Source organism: Janthinobacterium sp. GW822-FHT07H10, assembly GCF_058798675.1.
The window spans coordinates 1-13822 of sequence record NZ_JBXAKS010000016.1 but is presented as its reverse complement, the minus strand read 5'-3'; the positions used below and the strand labels follow the sequence as shown (position 1 = coordinate 13822).

Sequence of the window (13822 nt, the reverse complement as noted above, 5' to 3'; positions counted from 1 at the left end):
CTATTTCTGCATGATGGGATCGCGTCCCAGGGTGCGCGCCAGCGCGCCGCCGTCGCCGCGCCAGAATTCGCGGTCGGCCAGGCGTACCCGTTCTGCCGCATGCTGCATGTGTTCCATGGCGGCCTGGCGCGCCAGCTGCGGGTCGCCGGCGGCGATGGCTTGCACGATCTTTTCATGTTCGCGGCGCACTTCGATGGAAAAGTCCGTGCGCCGCGCCTCGTTCGCGCGCGTCACCTTGACGGCCGAGCGGATCGGGTCGGCGAACATGGCGACGAACTTCGGCCAGTAGGGGTTGCCCGTCGCCTCGGCGATGCTCAGGTGCAGGCGCACGTCCTCCTCCACGCCATCGACGCCGGCCGCCACCGCTTCCTCGATGCGCCGCAGCGCATGTTCGATGTCGGCCAGCTGGCCCGGCGTGCGCCGCACGGCCGCCAGCGCGGCGATTTCCGCTTCCAGGCCCTGGCGCACCTCGATCAGGTTCAGCAGCGATTGCACCGACTGCTCCGTCAGCGCATCGCCGCGTTCCCCGCTCCTGGCGCCATCCTGCGCGCAAATGAAGGTGCCGCTGCCCTTGCGCGTGACGAGGATGCCGTCGGCCTGCAGCAGGGCGATGGCTTCGCGCAGCACCGTGCGGCTGACGCCGAAATGCTCGGCCATGGCTTGCTCCGACGGCAGGCGCGTGCCGCTGGCCAGGCCGTCGTGGTGGATTTGCTGGCGCAGCCGTGCCGCCACCCGCGCACCCAGGGTGCCGGTGGTGAAACTGCCCGCGGCGGGCTCCGGCGCGGGGAGGGTAAAGCGGAACGTGCGGTCCATCGGTGCATCCTCGTCTGGCGGGGTAGGGTGGGAATCTGGCTTGCCTGCTTGGCATTATATGGAATATACAGCTTGACACACATAAAACACACACATAATATACATCCATACAAATTTTAGACAAGTTGCCAGCCACCTCCGGTGGACCATAAAAACCCGGCACGGTCGATCCCTTCGTGATCAGGAGACAAGCATGGAAGTGTCACAAGCAATGCCGGGGCAGCCGGCTGGCGCCGCCGCAAGCCAGAAACTCATCGACGACGCCGTTTACCGCAAGGTAACCTGGCGCATCATCCCCTTCCTCATGCTGTGCTACATCGTCGCTTATCTCGACCGCGTGAACGTGGGCTTCGCCAAGCTGCAGATGCTGGCCGACCTGCAGTTTTCCGAAACCGTGTACGGCCTGGGCGCCGGCGTCTTCTTCCTCGGCTACTTCCTGTTCGAAGTGCCCAGCAACGTGATGCTGCACAAGATAGGCGCGCGCGTGTGGATCGCCCGCATCATGATCACGTGGGCCATCATCTCGGGCGCCTTCATGTTCGTCACCACGCCGACCATGTTCTACATCATGCGCTTCCTGCTCGGCATCGCCGAAGCGGGCTTCTTCCCCGGCATCATCCTGTACCTGACCTACTGGTATCCATCCGAGCGCCGCGCGCGCATGGTGTGCACCTTCATGGCCGCCATTCCCGTGGCAGGCCTGATCGGCGGCCCCCTGTCGGGCTGGATCATGGAAACCTTCGCCGGCTGGCACGGTTACGCGGGCTGGCAGTGGATGTTCGTGCTCGAAGCGATTCCCGCCGCGCTGATGGGCGTGGCCGTGCTGCTGTACCTCGATAACAGCATCCGCGCCGCGAAGTGGCTGACGGAAGAGGAAAAAGTCATCCTTGAACAGCGCATCGCCACGGAAGCGAAGGGCAAGGTCTCGCATCCGTCGATCCGCGCCATGTTTGCCGATCCGCGCATCTGGGTCATGGCCCTGATTTATTTCTGCTGCGTGATGGGCCAGTATTCGCTGACCTTCTGGCTGCCCAGCCTGATCAAGGCGGCAGGCGTGACGGGCGTGCTCAATATCGGCCTGTTCACGGCGATTCCGTATTCGTTCGCCGTGGCCGCGATGATACTGCTGGGACGCAGCTCGGACAAATACCGCGAACGGCGCTGGCACATGGCCATCCCGCTGGTGATCGGCGCCGGCGCCATCGTCTGCAGCGCGCTGGCCGGCGCCCACAACACGGGCTGGGCCATCTTCTTCCTGACCATCGCCGCCGGCGGCATCCTGGCCGCCTCGCCCATGTTCTGGAGTCTGCCGACGGCCTTCCTCGGCGGCGTCTCGGCCGCCGCCGGCATCGCCGCCATCAATTCGGTGGGCAACCTGGCCGGCTTCGCGGCGCCGTACATGATCGGTTCCATCAAGGACCTGACGCAATCGACCGACATCGCCATCTACCTGCTGGCGGGCATCCTGGTGATCGGCGCGGCCATCATCATGCGGGTGCCGGCCAAGCTGGTGAACAAATAAGACTGGAGCAGCAGATGAACGTAGCAATCGAAAAAGTGGGCGTGATCGGCCTGGGTGCCATGGGCATGGGCATCGCGCAATCCTTGCTGCGCGCCGGCTTTGAAGTGCATGCCTGCGACGTGCGTCCTGAGACCGTGCAAAAGCTGGTTGACGGCGGCGCCCATGCGGCGCCATCTCCGGCCGCGCTGGCGGCGCAGGTGCAGGCACTGCTGATCGTCGTCGTCAATGCGCAGCAGACGGAGTCCGTGCTGTTTGGCGAACGCGGCGCGGCGGCCCGCCTGGTGCCGGGCAGCGTGGTGATCGCCTGCGCTACCGTGGCGCCCGAATTTGCCGAAGCGCTCGGCGCGCGCCTGGCGGCCATGGGACTGCGCTTCATCGATGCGCCCATTTCCGGCGGCGCGGCCAAGGCGGCTGCCGGCGAGATGTCGGTGATGGCGGCCGGCGCGCCCGACGCCTTTGACGCCTGCGCGGGAATCTTCGACGCCATCAGCGGCAAGCTGTATCGCCTGGGCGAACAACCGGGGCAAGGGTCGAAAGTCAAGATGATCAACCAGCTGCTGGCCGGCGTGCATATCGCCGCCGCCGCCGAGGCGATGGCGCTGGGCTTGCGCGCCGGCTGCGACCCCGATGCCCTGTACGAAGTCATTTCGAACAGCGCCGGCAGTTCCTGGATGTTCCAGAACCGCGTGCCGCATATCTTGAAGGGCGACTACACGCCGCTGTCGGCCGTGAATATTTTTGTGAAGGATCTGGGCATCGTGCTCGACTACGCGAAAAAGAGCGTGTTTCCGCTGCCGCTGTCCGCCACGGCGCACCAGATGTTCATGCAGGCGTCGGCGGCGGGTTTTGGCGGCGAGGACGATGCGGCCGTCATCAAGACTTTCCCGGGTATCGATTTGCCGGCGAAAGCGTAACTGAATCAGGAAGGAACTATCATGACCGTATTACTGGGATGTATCGCCGACGATTTCACGGGGGGCACCGACCTGGCCGGCATGCTGGTCAAGGCCGGCATGCGCACGGTGCAGCTGATCGGCGTGCCGCAAGGCCCGCCGCCGTCCGACGTCGATGCCGTCGTCATCGCGCTCAAGTCGCGCACGAATGCGCCCGCGGAGGCGGTGGCCGAATCGCTGGCCGCGCTGGCCTGGCTGCAGCAGGCCGGATGCCGTCAGTTCTACTTCAAGTACTGCTCCACGTTCGACTCCACGCCGCGCGGCAATATCGGCCCCGTGGCCGAGGCGCTGATGCAGGCGCTCGATACCGACTTCACGATCGCCTGCCCGGCGTTCCCGGCCAACGGGCGCACCATCTACAAGGGCAATCTGTTCGTCGGCGACGTGCCGCTGGCCGAGTCGGGCATGCGCGACCATCCGCTGACGCCGATGACGGATTCGAACCTGGTGCGCGTGCTGCAGCAGCAGGTGCAATCGAAAGTCGGCCTGGCGGATTTTTCAGTGGTGGAGAAGGGCGCCGCCGCCATCGCCCAGCGTTTCACGGAACTGCGTGGGCAGGGCTGCCATTTTGCCGTCGTCGATGCCGTGTCGAACCGCGACCTCGAAGCCATCGGCGCCGCCTGCGCGGACTTGAAACTGATCACGGGCGGTTCCGGCATCGCGCTGGGATTGCCGCAGAATTTCCGCCAGCGGGGACAGCTGGCCCCATCGCCTGCGGGCCAGGCGGGGCGCTTGCCGCCGCCCTCGGGTTTCCGCGCCGTGATCTCGGGCAGCTGCTCGGTGGCCACGCAGCAGCAGGTGGCGCACCTGCGCGAGCGCGCGCCCGCGTTCCACGTCGACCCGCTGCAACTGGCGGCCGGCGGCGAGGTGGTCGACGCCGTGGTGGAGCAGGCCCTGGAATGGGCCGGCGCGCACCTGGCGCAAGGCCCCGTCCTGGTGTATGCCACGGCCACGCCGGACGCCGTGCGCGCCGTGCAGGCGCAGCTGGGCGTAGAGCGGGCCGGCGCCCTCGTCGAGGAAACCCTGGCTGCCATCGCGCAAGGCCTCGTGCGCCTGGGCGTGGGGCAGCTGATCGTCGCCGGCGGCGAAACCTCGGGCGCGGTGGTGAAAGCCCTGGGCGTGGCGGGCCTGCGCATCGGACCCGAAATCGACCCCGGCGTGCCCTGGACGCAAGCCTTGCCGGCGCTGGGCGAGGATGGCGCGGCGCCATTGGCGCTGGCGCTCAAGTCCGGCAATTTCGGCAGCGTGGATTTCTTCGGCAAGGCCTGGCAGGTGCTGGCATGAGTACCGCCACCCCCGCCATCCACACGACGCCCGAAGAGATGCGCCAGCGCGAGCAGATCGTCGACTTCGGCAAGTCGCTGTTCGAGCGGGGCCTGACGGCGGGCAGCAGCGGCAACCTCAGCGTGCGTCTGTCCGACGGCTGGCTGCTGACGCCGACGAATGCCAGCCTGGGCCGGCTCGATCCCGCGCAATTGTCCAAGCTCGATTGGGACGGCAAGCTGCTCAGCGGCGCGCCGCCTTCCAAGGAAGCATTCCTGCACCGCGCCATGTACGAGGAGCGCGGCAGCGCCGGCGCCATCGTGCATTTGCACTCGACGCATTCGGCGGCCGTGTCCTGCATGTGCGGCTTGAACCATGACGACTGCATCCCGCCGTTGACGCCGTATTTCGTCATGAAGGTGGGGCGCTTGCCGCTCGTGCCTTACCACCGTCCGGGCGACCCGGCGCTGGCGGACGCCATCGGCGCCGTGGCGCGCAAGCATTCGGCCGTGCTGCTGGCCAACCACGGCCCCGTCGTCTCGGGCACGAACCTGGAAGCGGCCGTGTATGCGGCCGAGGAGCTGGAAGAGACGGCCAAGCTGTTCCTGCTGCTGCGCGACGTGCCCACGCGGCCGCTCGACGCGGCGCAGATCGCCGACCTGAAGCACACATTCAAACTCGACATATAAGAAATCCAGGAGATACGCATGCCCCGCTTTGCCGCCAATCTGACCATGATGTTCAACGAAGTGCCTTTCCCGCAGCGCTTTGCCGCCGCCGCACAAGCCGGTTTCCAGGGCGTCGAATTTCTGTTTCCCTACGATTACGCGCCGCAGGAAGTGGCCGGCTGGCTGCGCGCGCACGGCTTGCAGAATGTGCTGTTCAACCTGCCGCCGGGCGACTGGGCAGCCGGCGAGCGGGGCATCGCCTCGCTGCCGGGCCGTGAAGCAGAATTCCGCGCCGGCGTGGCGCGCGCCATCGACTATGCGCTGGCGCTGGGCACGCCGCGCGTGCACATGATGGCGGGCCTGCTGCCGGTCGGCGCCGACGTCGCGCTGCACCGCGCCACCTACCTGGCGAACCTCGCGTATGCGGCCAAGGCCGTGGGCGAGCATGGCATCGAACTGTTGATCGAGCCGATCAACGGGCGCGACATGCCCGGCTATTTCCTCGTCACGCAGGCGCAGGGCCACGCGCTGCGCCTGGAGTCGGGCCAGTCCAACGTCAAGGTGCAGATGGACTTTTACCATACGCAGATCGTCGAGGGCGATATCGCCATGACGTTCAAGAACAATGCCGGCGGCATCGGCCACGTGCAGATCGCCAGCGTCCCGGCGCGCAACGAACCGGACGATGGCGAAGTCAATTACCCGTATTTATTCAGGCTGCTGGATGACCTCGGCTATGAGGGCTGGATCGGCTGCGAATACCGTCCGCGCGGGCGCACCGAGGATGGCCTGGGCTGGCTCGCGCCCTACTTGAATCATTCGAACAAATAAGGAGATATCACATGAAGGTACTGATCACCGGCGGCGCCGGTTTCCTCGGCCAGCGCCTGGCGCGCCAGTTGCTGGCGCAGGGCCAGCTGACGGACAGCCAGGGCCGGTTGCAAACGATCCGCGAACTGGTGCTGGTCGACGTGGTGGCCGCGCATGATTTCAACGATGCGCGCGTGAGCGTCGTCACGGGCGATATCGCCGACGGCGCCCTGATGCGCGCCACCGTCGATGCGCAGACGGCGTCCATCTTCCACCTGGCCGCCATCGTCAGCGGCCAGGCGGAAGCCGATTTCGAGCTGGGCATGCGCATCAACCTCGATGCCTCGCGCCTGCTGCTCGATATCTGCCGCGAACTGGGACACAAGCCGAAAGTCGTGTTTACCAGCTCCGTCGCCGTGTATGGCGGCCAGCTGCCGGACGTGGTGCAGGATACGACGGCCTTGAATCCCCAGTCGTCGTATGGCGCGCAAAAGGCCATCGGCGAATTGCTGCTCAACGATTACAGCCGCCGCGGCTTTGTCGACGGCCGCGTGCTGCGCCTGCCCACCATCAGCGTGCGTCCCGGCAAACCGAACAAGGCGGCGTCCTCGTTCGCCAGCGGCATTATCCGCGAACCGTTGAATGGCGAAGCGGCCGTCTGCCCGGTGGCCACCGACTTGCGCCTGTGGCTGTTGTCGCCGCGCGGCGCCATCGCCTCCTTGATCGCCGGCCACGAACTGGCAGGCGAGGCGTTCGGCGCCAGCCGCACGGTGAACCTGCCTGGCCTGTCCGTGAGCGTGGGCGAGATGATCGCCGCACTCGAGGACGTGGCCGGCAGCGAAGTGACGGCCCGCATCAGCTACGCGCCCGACCCTGCCGTCGAGCGCATCGTCAAGAGCTGGCCCGGCGCCTGGGATACCCGCCGCGCCGAAGCGCTGGGCCTGACGGCCGATGCGGATTTCGCGGCCATCATCCGCGCGTATATCGACGACGTCAAGGCGGCGGGCTAGGACTCCTTGCCGATGGCGTCCAGGCGCTCCTTCAGGCGCTGCGTCTGCTGCTCGCTGTTTGCCGCCTTGAGCAATTCGTTCAGCAGCGCCGTTTGCGCCACGCGCAAGGCATCCTTGGCCGCCGCCGTCACATCGGGCGCCACGCCCACGCCTTCCCAGTTGGTGTTGGTGATGGAGCTGATGGAGCGGCCGGTCGGTATGAAGGCGCCGAAATGGGCGTCCAGCCGCACGACGCGGCCCGGATGGGCGCCGCCGCCCGTGGTCTCGCCGACAATGGTGGCGCGCTTCAGGTTTTTCATCGCGTAGCTGAAGTCTTCCGCCGCCGAAAACGTCCGCTTGCTGGTCAGGATGTACAGCGGTTTTTGCTGTCCAAACTGCTTGCCGGCGACGAAGGTGGTGCTCCAGTTTTGCTGGGTGAGGTCGCCGATGCGGTAGTAATTGTCGTTCAGGCGGGTGCGCTCGTCGAGCACATAGCTGGCCAGCAGCGCCACCGTTTCCGGCGAGCCGCCGCCGTTGTCGCGCAGGTCGATGATCAGGCCGTCCAGGTTGGACATCATCGTCATCGCCGCCGCCAGCGTCTCGCCGGCGTATTGGGCCGGCGCGAACTCATTGAGTTTCAGGTAACCGACATTGCAGGGCAGGCGTTCGACGCGCTCGACGCCGTAATTGCGTCCGCGCATGGCGGCCGTTTGTTCCGCCATCACTTGCGGCGACGGCGTGCCGCCGGCGGGCAGCACGGGGATGTCCTTTTCGCTGTAGCGGACACGCAGATGCAGGTCGCCCGTCTGCTGCCGTATCTGCGTGGTCAATGCCTCCGCCAATTGGCTTGCGCTGGCGATGGCGGCATAGCCGGCGCTGCGCTGGTAGTGGCGCAAGGCTTGCTCGACCTGCTTTGCCTTTTCCGGGAATACATAGCCGAGGTTCAGTTCCGCAATCAGCCGGTCGACGACTTGTTGGCGCTGCTCCTTGCCGATCCGGATGTCGGCTTGCGGGGGCTGTCCCTGGCCATGGGCCGGCATCGCCTGCAGCATGGCTGCCGCCAAGGGGATTGCCAGGATGGCGCCGCGCAGACTGCGGATGATCGTTGTACCGTGCATGGTGACTCCTGTGAAGGTGAGTGCAGCAAAGTGGGGCGCGACTATCTGGTCTCGCGGCTTTCGACGCCGTCCTCGGCGCGCACGGCAGCATCGCGGATGCGCGCGCCGAACGGTTTGCTTTCCAGCGCCGCGACCGCCTGTTGCAGCACCTGCGACAAGGGATACGGCAAGTCGGCGTCGAGGCTGGCGGCGGCGCCTGCCGTGGCTTGCCAGCAGCGCTGGATCGCCGGCAGCATGGCGCGCCCCTGTTCCGTCAGCTGTATGAGTTTCTGTCGCCCATCCTGATCGCTGGCCGTCGCCGAAACGAGGCCCTCCTTGATCATCAGCGCCACCGTTTGCGTGGCGGCCGGCTGCGTGATGCCGGCGGCGGCGGCGATGGCGCCGATGCTGGCCGCGTCCTGCGCCATCAGCACGCGCATCACGGGCGTGTAGCGGGGACGGTAGCGCAGGCCCGCCTCGTCATAGGCGGCGCCGACGGCGCCGTCCAGCAATTCGATCAGGTGGCGTAATTGGGTGCCGAGAGAGGATTTCATGTGGTAACAATATCAGCGCTTATATAAGTAGTAAAGTAATTTTTCAAGGTGCGTCCCGGCTGTTTTTGGGACATGGCTTGCGCCCGATGGGCCGCTAGGCGGACTGGGGCTGCTGCGAGCGGCGATAGTCGAGCGGCGTGCTGCCCACCAGCTGTGCAAATTTGCGGCTGAAATGGGCCTGGTCGAAGAAGCCCAGTGCCTGGGCCAGGCTGGCCAGGTCGGGCGCGTCGGGCTGCGCCAGGCGCCAGATTGCCTCCTGCAGGCGATAGCGCTGGATCACCCATTTCGGCGGCACGCCCACGTAGTTGGCAAACAGGCGCTGCAGCTGGCGTTCGCCGATGGCCATGTTCGCGCAGAGCTGTGCGACGCTGGCCGGGCCATGGCGGGCTGCCGCTGCGGCGCTCAGGCGGCCGGCCAGCAGGGCGGCGTCATCGACCGGCGGCAGCCTTGCCAGCAGCAGCGCCTGTGCCTGCGCCACCATGGCCGTATCGTCGGCCTGCCGCAGCACCTGCGCTTCGGCTTCTTCCGCCGCCATGCCCAGCAGCGCATCGGCGGCGATGGTCGTGTCGGTGAACGACGACAAAGGCCGGGCGATGAAGGGGCGCAGGCCGCCCGGCGTGAAGCGCACGCCCAATACCTTGCCCGCACCGCTCAATGGCCGCTCGAAGGCGCCGCGCACCACGCCATGGATGGCCGTACGGCCCGCCTCGAACACCAGGTGGGCATTCGGGTAGGGCAGCACGCGCTGCGTTTCCGGCGCGCGGTCCCGCATGTCCCATTCCACGAGCCAGAAATAATCGACGAAGGGCGCCAGCGCGGCGGCCGGCGGATAGGTCGCCAGGCGTATGCGGCGCGCCGCCGCCTGCGGGTCGACGATGCCTTTCGGCGCCAGCCCCTGTCCTGCGAGCAGATTGCGCATGCTGTCGGCTTTATCCAATATTTGTCTCCTGCGCGGCGCTAAGCTGGTCTTCTCGCAATCATCGAAAGAGGATCATGAAATCGTACAGCTGGTCGGGCCTGATGCTGGCCGCATGTTGTCTATCGGTGGCGCCAGCCGGCGCCGCCTCGTCTACAGGGGGAGATCATCGCATGCACGCGCACGCAACGGGAAGTTTCAGCATCACCATGGCGCCCGCCGTGGCGCCACAGCGCTCTGGGCGCACGACGCTGGGAAGGGTATTGCTCGACAAGGTGTATGCGGGCGACCTGGTCGCCACGGCCACGGGCGAGATGCTCAGCGCCGTGACCGACACCAAGGGCGCGGCCGGCTACGTCGCCATGGAAGCCATCGCGGGCGTGCTGCAGGGCAGGGAGGGCAGCTTCGTGGCGCAGCATGCGGGCACCATGGCCGACGGCAAGCAGCAGCTGGCCATCGTGATCGTGCCGCATTCCGGCACGGGCCAATTGACAGGCATCAGCGGCACGCTGGCCATCCGTATCGAGAACGGCCAGCATTTCTACGACATCGACTATACGCTGCCGGAGTAGGCGCCAGGCAGGGTGCCGGACGGCGCCCTGCCCGCAATGGCGTGGGCGCGCTTATTTGCCCAGGATCGACGCCACGTTGTCGGTGCCGGGGGCGCCGAACAGCTGCTGCTTGAGGACGTGCAGCTGGTCGCGCACCTGCGCCGCCTTTTCGAACTCCAGGTTCTTGGCGTGGTCGACCATCAGTTTTTCCAGGCGCTTGATTTCCTTGCTGACCTGCTTTTCGCTCATGGCTTCGAACTTCGCCGCTTCCTGCGCCACCTGCAGGGTTTCGCGCGCTTCCTGCGGGCTGTAGACGCCGTCGATCATTTCGCGGATCGATTTCTTCACGCCGATCGGCACGATGTTGTTGGCCGTATTGAAGGCGATCTGCTTGGCGCGGCGGCGCTCCGTCTCGTCGATGGCGCGGCGCATGGAGTCCGTGATGCGGTCGCCGTACAGGATCGCCGTGCCGTTCAGGTTGCGCGCGGCGCGGCCGATGGTCTGGATCAGGCTGCGTTCGGAACGCAAGAAGCCTTCCTTGTCCGCGTCGAGGATGGCCACCAGCGACACTTCCGGCAAGTCCAGGCCCTCGCGCAGCAGGTTGATCCCCACCAGCACGTCGAACGTGCCCAGGCGCAGGTCGCGCAGGATTTCCACGCGCTCCACCGTCTCGATATCGCTGTGCAGATAGCGCACCTTGATGCCGTGGTCGCCCAGGTATTCCGTCAATTGCTCCGACATGCGCTTGGTGAGCGTGGTCACCAGCACGCGCTCGTCCTTCTTGATGCGCTCGACGATTTCCGACATCAGGTCGTCCACCTGCGTGCTGGCGGGGCGCACGATGATTTGCGGGTCGACCAGGCCGGTGGGGCGCACCACCTGCTCGACCACCTGGTCGGAGTGGTTCTTTTCGTATTCGGCCGGCGTGGCCGAGACGAATACCGTCTGGCGCATCTTCTGTTCGAATTCCTCGAATTTCAAGGGCCGGTTGTCGAGCGCCGACGGCAGGCGGAAGCCGTAGTCGACCAGGTTGGTCTTGCGCGAGCGGTCGCCGTTGTACATGGCGCTCAGCTGGCCCGTCAGCACGTGCGATTCGTCGAGGAACATCAGGGCGTCGGGCGGCAGGTAGTCGACCAGGGTGGGCGGCGGTTCGCCCGGCAGCGCGCCGGACAGGTGGCGCGAGTAGTTCTCGATGCCCTTGGTGAAACCGATTTCCGCCATCATTTCCAGGTCGAAGCGCGTGCGCTGTTCCAGCCGCTGCTCCTCGATCAGTTTATTTTCCTTGCGGAAGAATTCCAGGCGTTCGCGCAGCTCGTCCTTGATGGTCTCGACGGCGCGCAGCACGGTGGAGCGGGGCGTCACATAGTGCGAGCCAGGATACACGGTGAAGCGCGGGATTTTCTGCCGCACGCGGCCCGTCAGCGGGTCGAACAGCTGGATCGATTCGATCTCGTCGTCGAACATTTCCAGGCGCACGGCCAGCTCCGCATGCTCGGCGGGGAAGATGTCGATGGTATCGCCGCGCACGCGGAAGGTGCCGCGGCCGAAATCGACCTCGTTGCGCGTGTACTGCATCTGGATCAGGCGCGCGATGACGTCGCGCTGGGCGACCTTGTCCTTCACGCGCAGGGTCAGGATCATCTGGTGGTATTCGTTCGGGTTACCGATACCGTAGATGGCCGAGACGGTGGCGACGATGATGACGTCGCGCCGTTCCATCAGCGACTTCGTGCACGACAGACGCATCTGCTCGATATGCTCGTTGATCGACGAGTCCTTCTCGATGAACAGGTCGCGCTGCGGCACGTAGGCTTCCGGCTGGTAGTAATCGTAGTAGCTGACGAAGTATTCGACGGCGTTCTGCGGGAAAAAGTCGCGGAACTCGCTGTACAGCTGCGCCGCCAGGGTCTTGTTCGGCGCGAAGACGATGGCGGGCCGGCCCATGCGCGCGATGACGTTGGCCATGGTGTAGGTCTTGCCCGAACCGGTCACGCCCAGCAGGGTCTGGAAGGCCAGGCCATCGGCGATGCCCTCGGAAAGCTGGGCGATCGCCGCCGGCTGGTCACCGGCCGGAGGGAAGGGCTGGTGCAGCTTGAAGGGGGAGTCCGGGAAAGAGATAATTGCGCTTTCCGCCTCGCTGGCGGTAGATAATTCGGGCATGTGAATCAGACCTTTGTTAGAATAGTGCTCTGCTGGCGGCCCTGGCGTTGTATTCGGGGCGCTGTCTACAACTCCGCTGTGAACCTGCTTCCAATCGAATCCAATCTTATCATGACGAACCCAACTGTTTCTGCCAGTCTGTTTAGCGCCATCGAGATGGCCCCACGCGACCCGATCCTGGGCATCACCGAAGCATTTAACGCGGACCAGAATCCCGCCAAAATCAATCTGGGCGTTGGCGTCTATTATGACGACAACGGCAAGGTGCCTCTGTTAGCTTGCGTACGCAAGGCGGAAGCCATCCTGATCGAACAGGCAGCGCCACGCACCTATTTGCCGATCGAAGGCCTGGCCGCCTACGACAAGGCCGTGCAAGAACTCGTATTTGGTGCCGACAGCGCCGTAATTCAAGAGCGCCGCGCCGTCACCGTGCAAGCCATCGGCGGCACGGGCGCACTGAAGATCGGTGCCGACTTCCTGCAGCGCTTCGCGCCGGGTGCCCAGGTCTACATCAGCGACCCGAGCTGGGAAAACCACCGCGCGCTGTTCGAGAACGCCGGTTTCGTCGTGAATAACTACGCGTACTACGATGCCGTCACGCACGGCGTGAACTTCGACGGCATGCTGGCCAGCCTGAACGCCATGCCAGCCGGCTCGATCGTCGTGCTGCACGCCTGCTGCCACAACCCGACCGGCGCCGACCTCAGCGTTGCCCAGTGGGACCAGATCATCGCCATCGTCACGTCGCGCGGCCTGGTGCCGTTCCTCGACATGGCCTATCAAGGCTTCGCCAACGGCATCGCCGAAGACGGCGCCGTGGTGCGCCGCTTTGCCGACGCCGGCGGCCCGCTGCTGGTGTCGAACTCGTTCTCGAAGTCGTTCTCGCTGTACGGCGAGCGCGTGGGCGCCCTCAGCGTCGTCGCCTCGAGCGCCGACGAGGCGGCACGCCTGCTGTCGCAACTGAAGCGCGTCGTGCGTACCAACTACTCGAACCCGCCTACGCATGGCGGCAAGGTGGTCGCCACCGTGCTGGCCACGCCGGAACTGCGCCAGTTGTGGGAAGAGGAACTGGCCGGCATGCGCGTGCGCATCCGCGAAATGCGCAATGCCTTCGTGGAAAAGCTGAAGGCCAAGGCGCCAGGCCACGATTTCGAATTCGTGCGCCAGCAAATCGGCATGTTCTCGTACTCGGGCCTGAGCAAGGAACAAGTGGCGTCGTTGCGCGAGCAATCGATCTACGCCGTCGACACGGGCCGTATCTGCGTGGCAGCGTTGAATTCGCGCAATATCGACATCGTCATTGACGCGATCGCTAAAGTGCTTTAAGATATTGCTTCTTCGGCGCTGCATGCAAGTGCGGCGCTGATGGCGGTAGAAAGTCGGCAGTAATCGTATTCAGCAAGGTGCAGTCTCGGTCTTGCAAATATGGAACAGGCGACATATAATATTGCCTCTTTTCCCTGATAGCTCAGTTGGTAGAGCGACGGACTGTTAATCCGCAGGTCCCTGGTTCGAGTCCAGGTCGG

Annotated in this window: 13 protein-coding genes; 8 read left to right on the top strand and 5 right to left on the bottom strand. The window is 65.4% G+C overall.

Annotated elements, in window-relative coordinates; genetic code table 11:
* On the bottom strand, window positions 1–813 hold the full coding sequence (locus AC1RDJ_RS25210; protein ID WP_071322715.1) for a FadR/GntR family transcriptional regulator: 813 nt from the start codon (window positions 811–813) through the stop codon (window positions 1–3).
* Between the two features lie 193 nt (window positions 814–1006).
* Between AC1RDJ_RS25210 and AC1RDJ_RS25205 the strand changes: the two genes are divergently transcribed.
* From AC1RDJ_RS25205 to denD, 6 genes are read left to right on the top strand one after another with little or no spacing between them, the layout of a single operon-like run.
* The gene (locus AC1RDJ_RS25205) at window positions 1007–2335 is read left to right on the top strand and encodes an MFS transporter (RefSeq protein WP_493029063.1); all 1329 of its coding nucleotides are present in this window, start codon (window positions 1007–1009) and stop codon (window positions 2333–2335) included.
* 14 nt (window positions 2336–2349) lie between these two features.
* Entirely contained in the window at window positions 2350–3249 is a 900-nt protein-coding gene (gene ltnD, locus AC1RDJ_RS25200; RefSeq protein WP_493029062.1) for an L-threonate dehydrogenase, read from the top strand.
* Between the two features lie 21 nt (window positions 3250–3270).
* The gene (gene otnK, locus AC1RDJ_RS25195; RefSeq protein ID WP_493029060.1) at window positions 3271–4572 is read left to right on the top strand and encodes a 3-oxo-tetronate kinase; all 1302 of its coding nucleotides are present in this window, start codon (window positions 3271–3273) and stop codon (window positions 4570–4572) included.
* Window positions 4569–5240 carry a 3-oxo-tetronate 4-phosphate decarboxylase gene (gene otnC, locus AC1RDJ_RS25190; RefSeq protein WP_493029058.1) on the top strand — a complete coding sequence of 224 codons (672 nt, stop codon included), beginning with the start codon at window positions 4569–4571 and terminating at the stop codon, window positions 5238–5240. Before otnK ends, otnC begins: the two co-directional genes overlap by 4 nt.
* Window positions 5241–5258: 18 nt before the next feature.
* A complete protein-coding gene (otnI, locus tag AC1RDJ_RS25185) occupies window positions 5259–6050 on the top strand; it encodes a 2-oxo-tetronate isomerase (protein ID WP_071322719.1) in 792 nt (263 codons plus the stop codon).
* 11 nt (window positions 6051–6061) lie between these two features.
* The gene (gene denD / locus AC1RDJ_RS25180) at window positions 6062–7039 is read left to right on the top strand and encodes a D-erythronate dehydrogenase (protein WP_071322720.1); all 978 of its coding nucleotides are present in this window, start codon (window positions 6062–6064) and stop codon (window positions 7037–7039) included.
* Here the strand turns inward: denD and AC1RDJ_RS25175 are convergent.
* The 3 genes from AC1RDJ_RS25175 to AC1RDJ_RS25165 all read right to left on the bottom strand — a co-directional run bounded on the left by AC1RDJ_RS25175 (window position 7036) and on the right by AC1RDJ_RS25165 (window position 9606).
* Window positions 7036–8136: a S41 family peptidase gene (locus AC1RDJ_RS25175; protein WP_493029057.1), complete on the bottom strand. Its 1101-nt coding sequence runs from the start codon at window positions 8134–8136 to the stop codon at window positions 7036–7038. The two genes, denD and AC1RDJ_RS25175, sit on opposite strands and share 4 nt — an antisense overlap.
* Window positions 8137–8177: 41 nt before the next feature.
* On the bottom strand, window positions 8178–8669 hold the full coding sequence (locus tag AC1RDJ_RS25170; protein ID WP_071322722.1) for a MarR family transcriptional regulator: 492 nt from the start codon (window positions 8667–8669) through the stop codon (window positions 8178–8180).
* A 94-nt stretch (window positions 8670–8763) separates the two neighbouring features.
* Window positions 8764–9606, bottom strand: a complete 843-nt coding sequence (locus AC1RDJ_RS25165) for a DUF6597 domain-containing transcriptional factor (RefSeq protein ID WP_493029056.1) — start codon at window positions 9604–9606, stop codon at window positions 8764–8766.
* A gap of 56 nt (window positions 9607–9662) precedes the next feature.
* Between AC1RDJ_RS25165 and AC1RDJ_RS25160 the strand changes: the two genes are divergently transcribed.
* Window positions 9663–10157, top strand: a complete 495-nt coding sequence (locus AC1RDJ_RS25160) for a DUF3224 domain-containing protein (RefSeq protein ID WP_232251072.1) — start codon at window positions 9663–9665, stop codon at window positions 10155–10157.
* 51 nt (window positions 10158–10208) lie between these two features.
* Here the strand turns inward: AC1RDJ_RS25160 and uvrB are convergent, their stop codons facing one another.
* Window positions 10209–12296, bottom strand: coding sequence for an excinuclease ABC subunit UvrB (gene uvrB / locus AC1RDJ_RS25155; RefSeq protein WP_071322724.1), 2088 nt, complete (start codon window positions 12294–12296; stop codon window positions 10209–10211).
* A 111-nt stretch (window positions 12297–12407) separates the two neighbouring features.
* On the opposite strand from uvrB, the gene AC1RDJ_RS25150 reads away from it, so the two are divergent.
* A complete protein-coding gene (locus AC1RDJ_RS25150; protein ID WP_198043881.1) occupies window positions 12408–13622 on the top strand; it encodes an amino acid aminotransferase in 1215 nt (404 codons plus the stop codon).
* The last annotated feature ends 200 nt before the right edge of the window (window positions 13623–13822 follow it).

What these genes read in the sequence shown, in the direction of transcription:
- AC1RDJ_RS25210 (WP_071322715.1), bottom strand. Translation starts at nt 813, where the DNA reads ATGGACCGCACGTTCCGCTTTACCCTCCCCGCGCCGGAGCCCGCCGCG.
- AC1RDJ_RS25205 (WP_493029063.1), top strand. Translation starts at nt 1,007, where the DNA reads ATGGAAGTGTCACAAGCAATGCCGGGGCAGCCGGCTGGCGCCGCCGCA.
- ltnD (WP_493029062.1), top strand. Translation starts at nt 2,350, where the DNA reads ATGAACGTAGCAATCGAAAAAGTGGGCGTGATCGGCCTGGGTGCCATG.
- otnK (WP_493029060.1), top strand. Translation starts at nt 3,271, where the DNA reads ATGACCGTATTACTGGGATGTATCGCCGACGATTTCACGGGGGGCACC.
- otnC (WP_493029058.1), top strand. Translation starts at nt 4,569, where the DNA reads ATGAGTACCGCCACCCCCGCCATCCACACGACGCCCGAAGAGATGCGC.
- otnI (WP_071322719.1), top strand. Translation starts at nt 5,259, where the DNA reads ATGCCCCGCTTTGCCGCCAATCTGACCATGATGTTCAACGAAGTGCCT.
- denD (WP_071322720.1), top strand. Translation starts at nt 6,062, where the DNA reads ATGAAGGTACTGATCACCGGCGGCGCCGGTTTCCTCGGCCAGCGCCTG.
- AC1RDJ_RS25175 (WP_493029057.1), bottom strand. Translation starts at nt 8,136, where the DNA reads ATGCACGGTACAACGATCATCCGCAGTCTGCGCGGCGCCATCCTGGCA.
- AC1RDJ_RS25170 (WP_071322722.1), bottom strand. Translation starts at nt 8,669, where the DNA reads ATGAAATCCTCTCTCGGCACCCAATTACGCCACCTGATCGAATTGCTG.
- AC1RDJ_RS25160 (WP_232251072.1), top strand. Translation starts at nt 9,663, where the DNA reads ATGAAATCGTACAGCTGGTCGGGCCTGATGCTGGCCGCATGTTGTCTA.
- uvrB (WP_071322724.1), bottom strand. Translation starts at nt 12,296, where the DNA reads ATGCCCGAATTATCTACCGCCAGCGAGGCGGAAAGCGCAATTATCTCT.
- AC1RDJ_RS25150 (WP_198043881.1), top strand. Translation starts at nt 12,408, where the DNA reads ATGACGAACCCAACTGTTTCTGCCAGTCTGTTTAGCGCCATCGAGATG.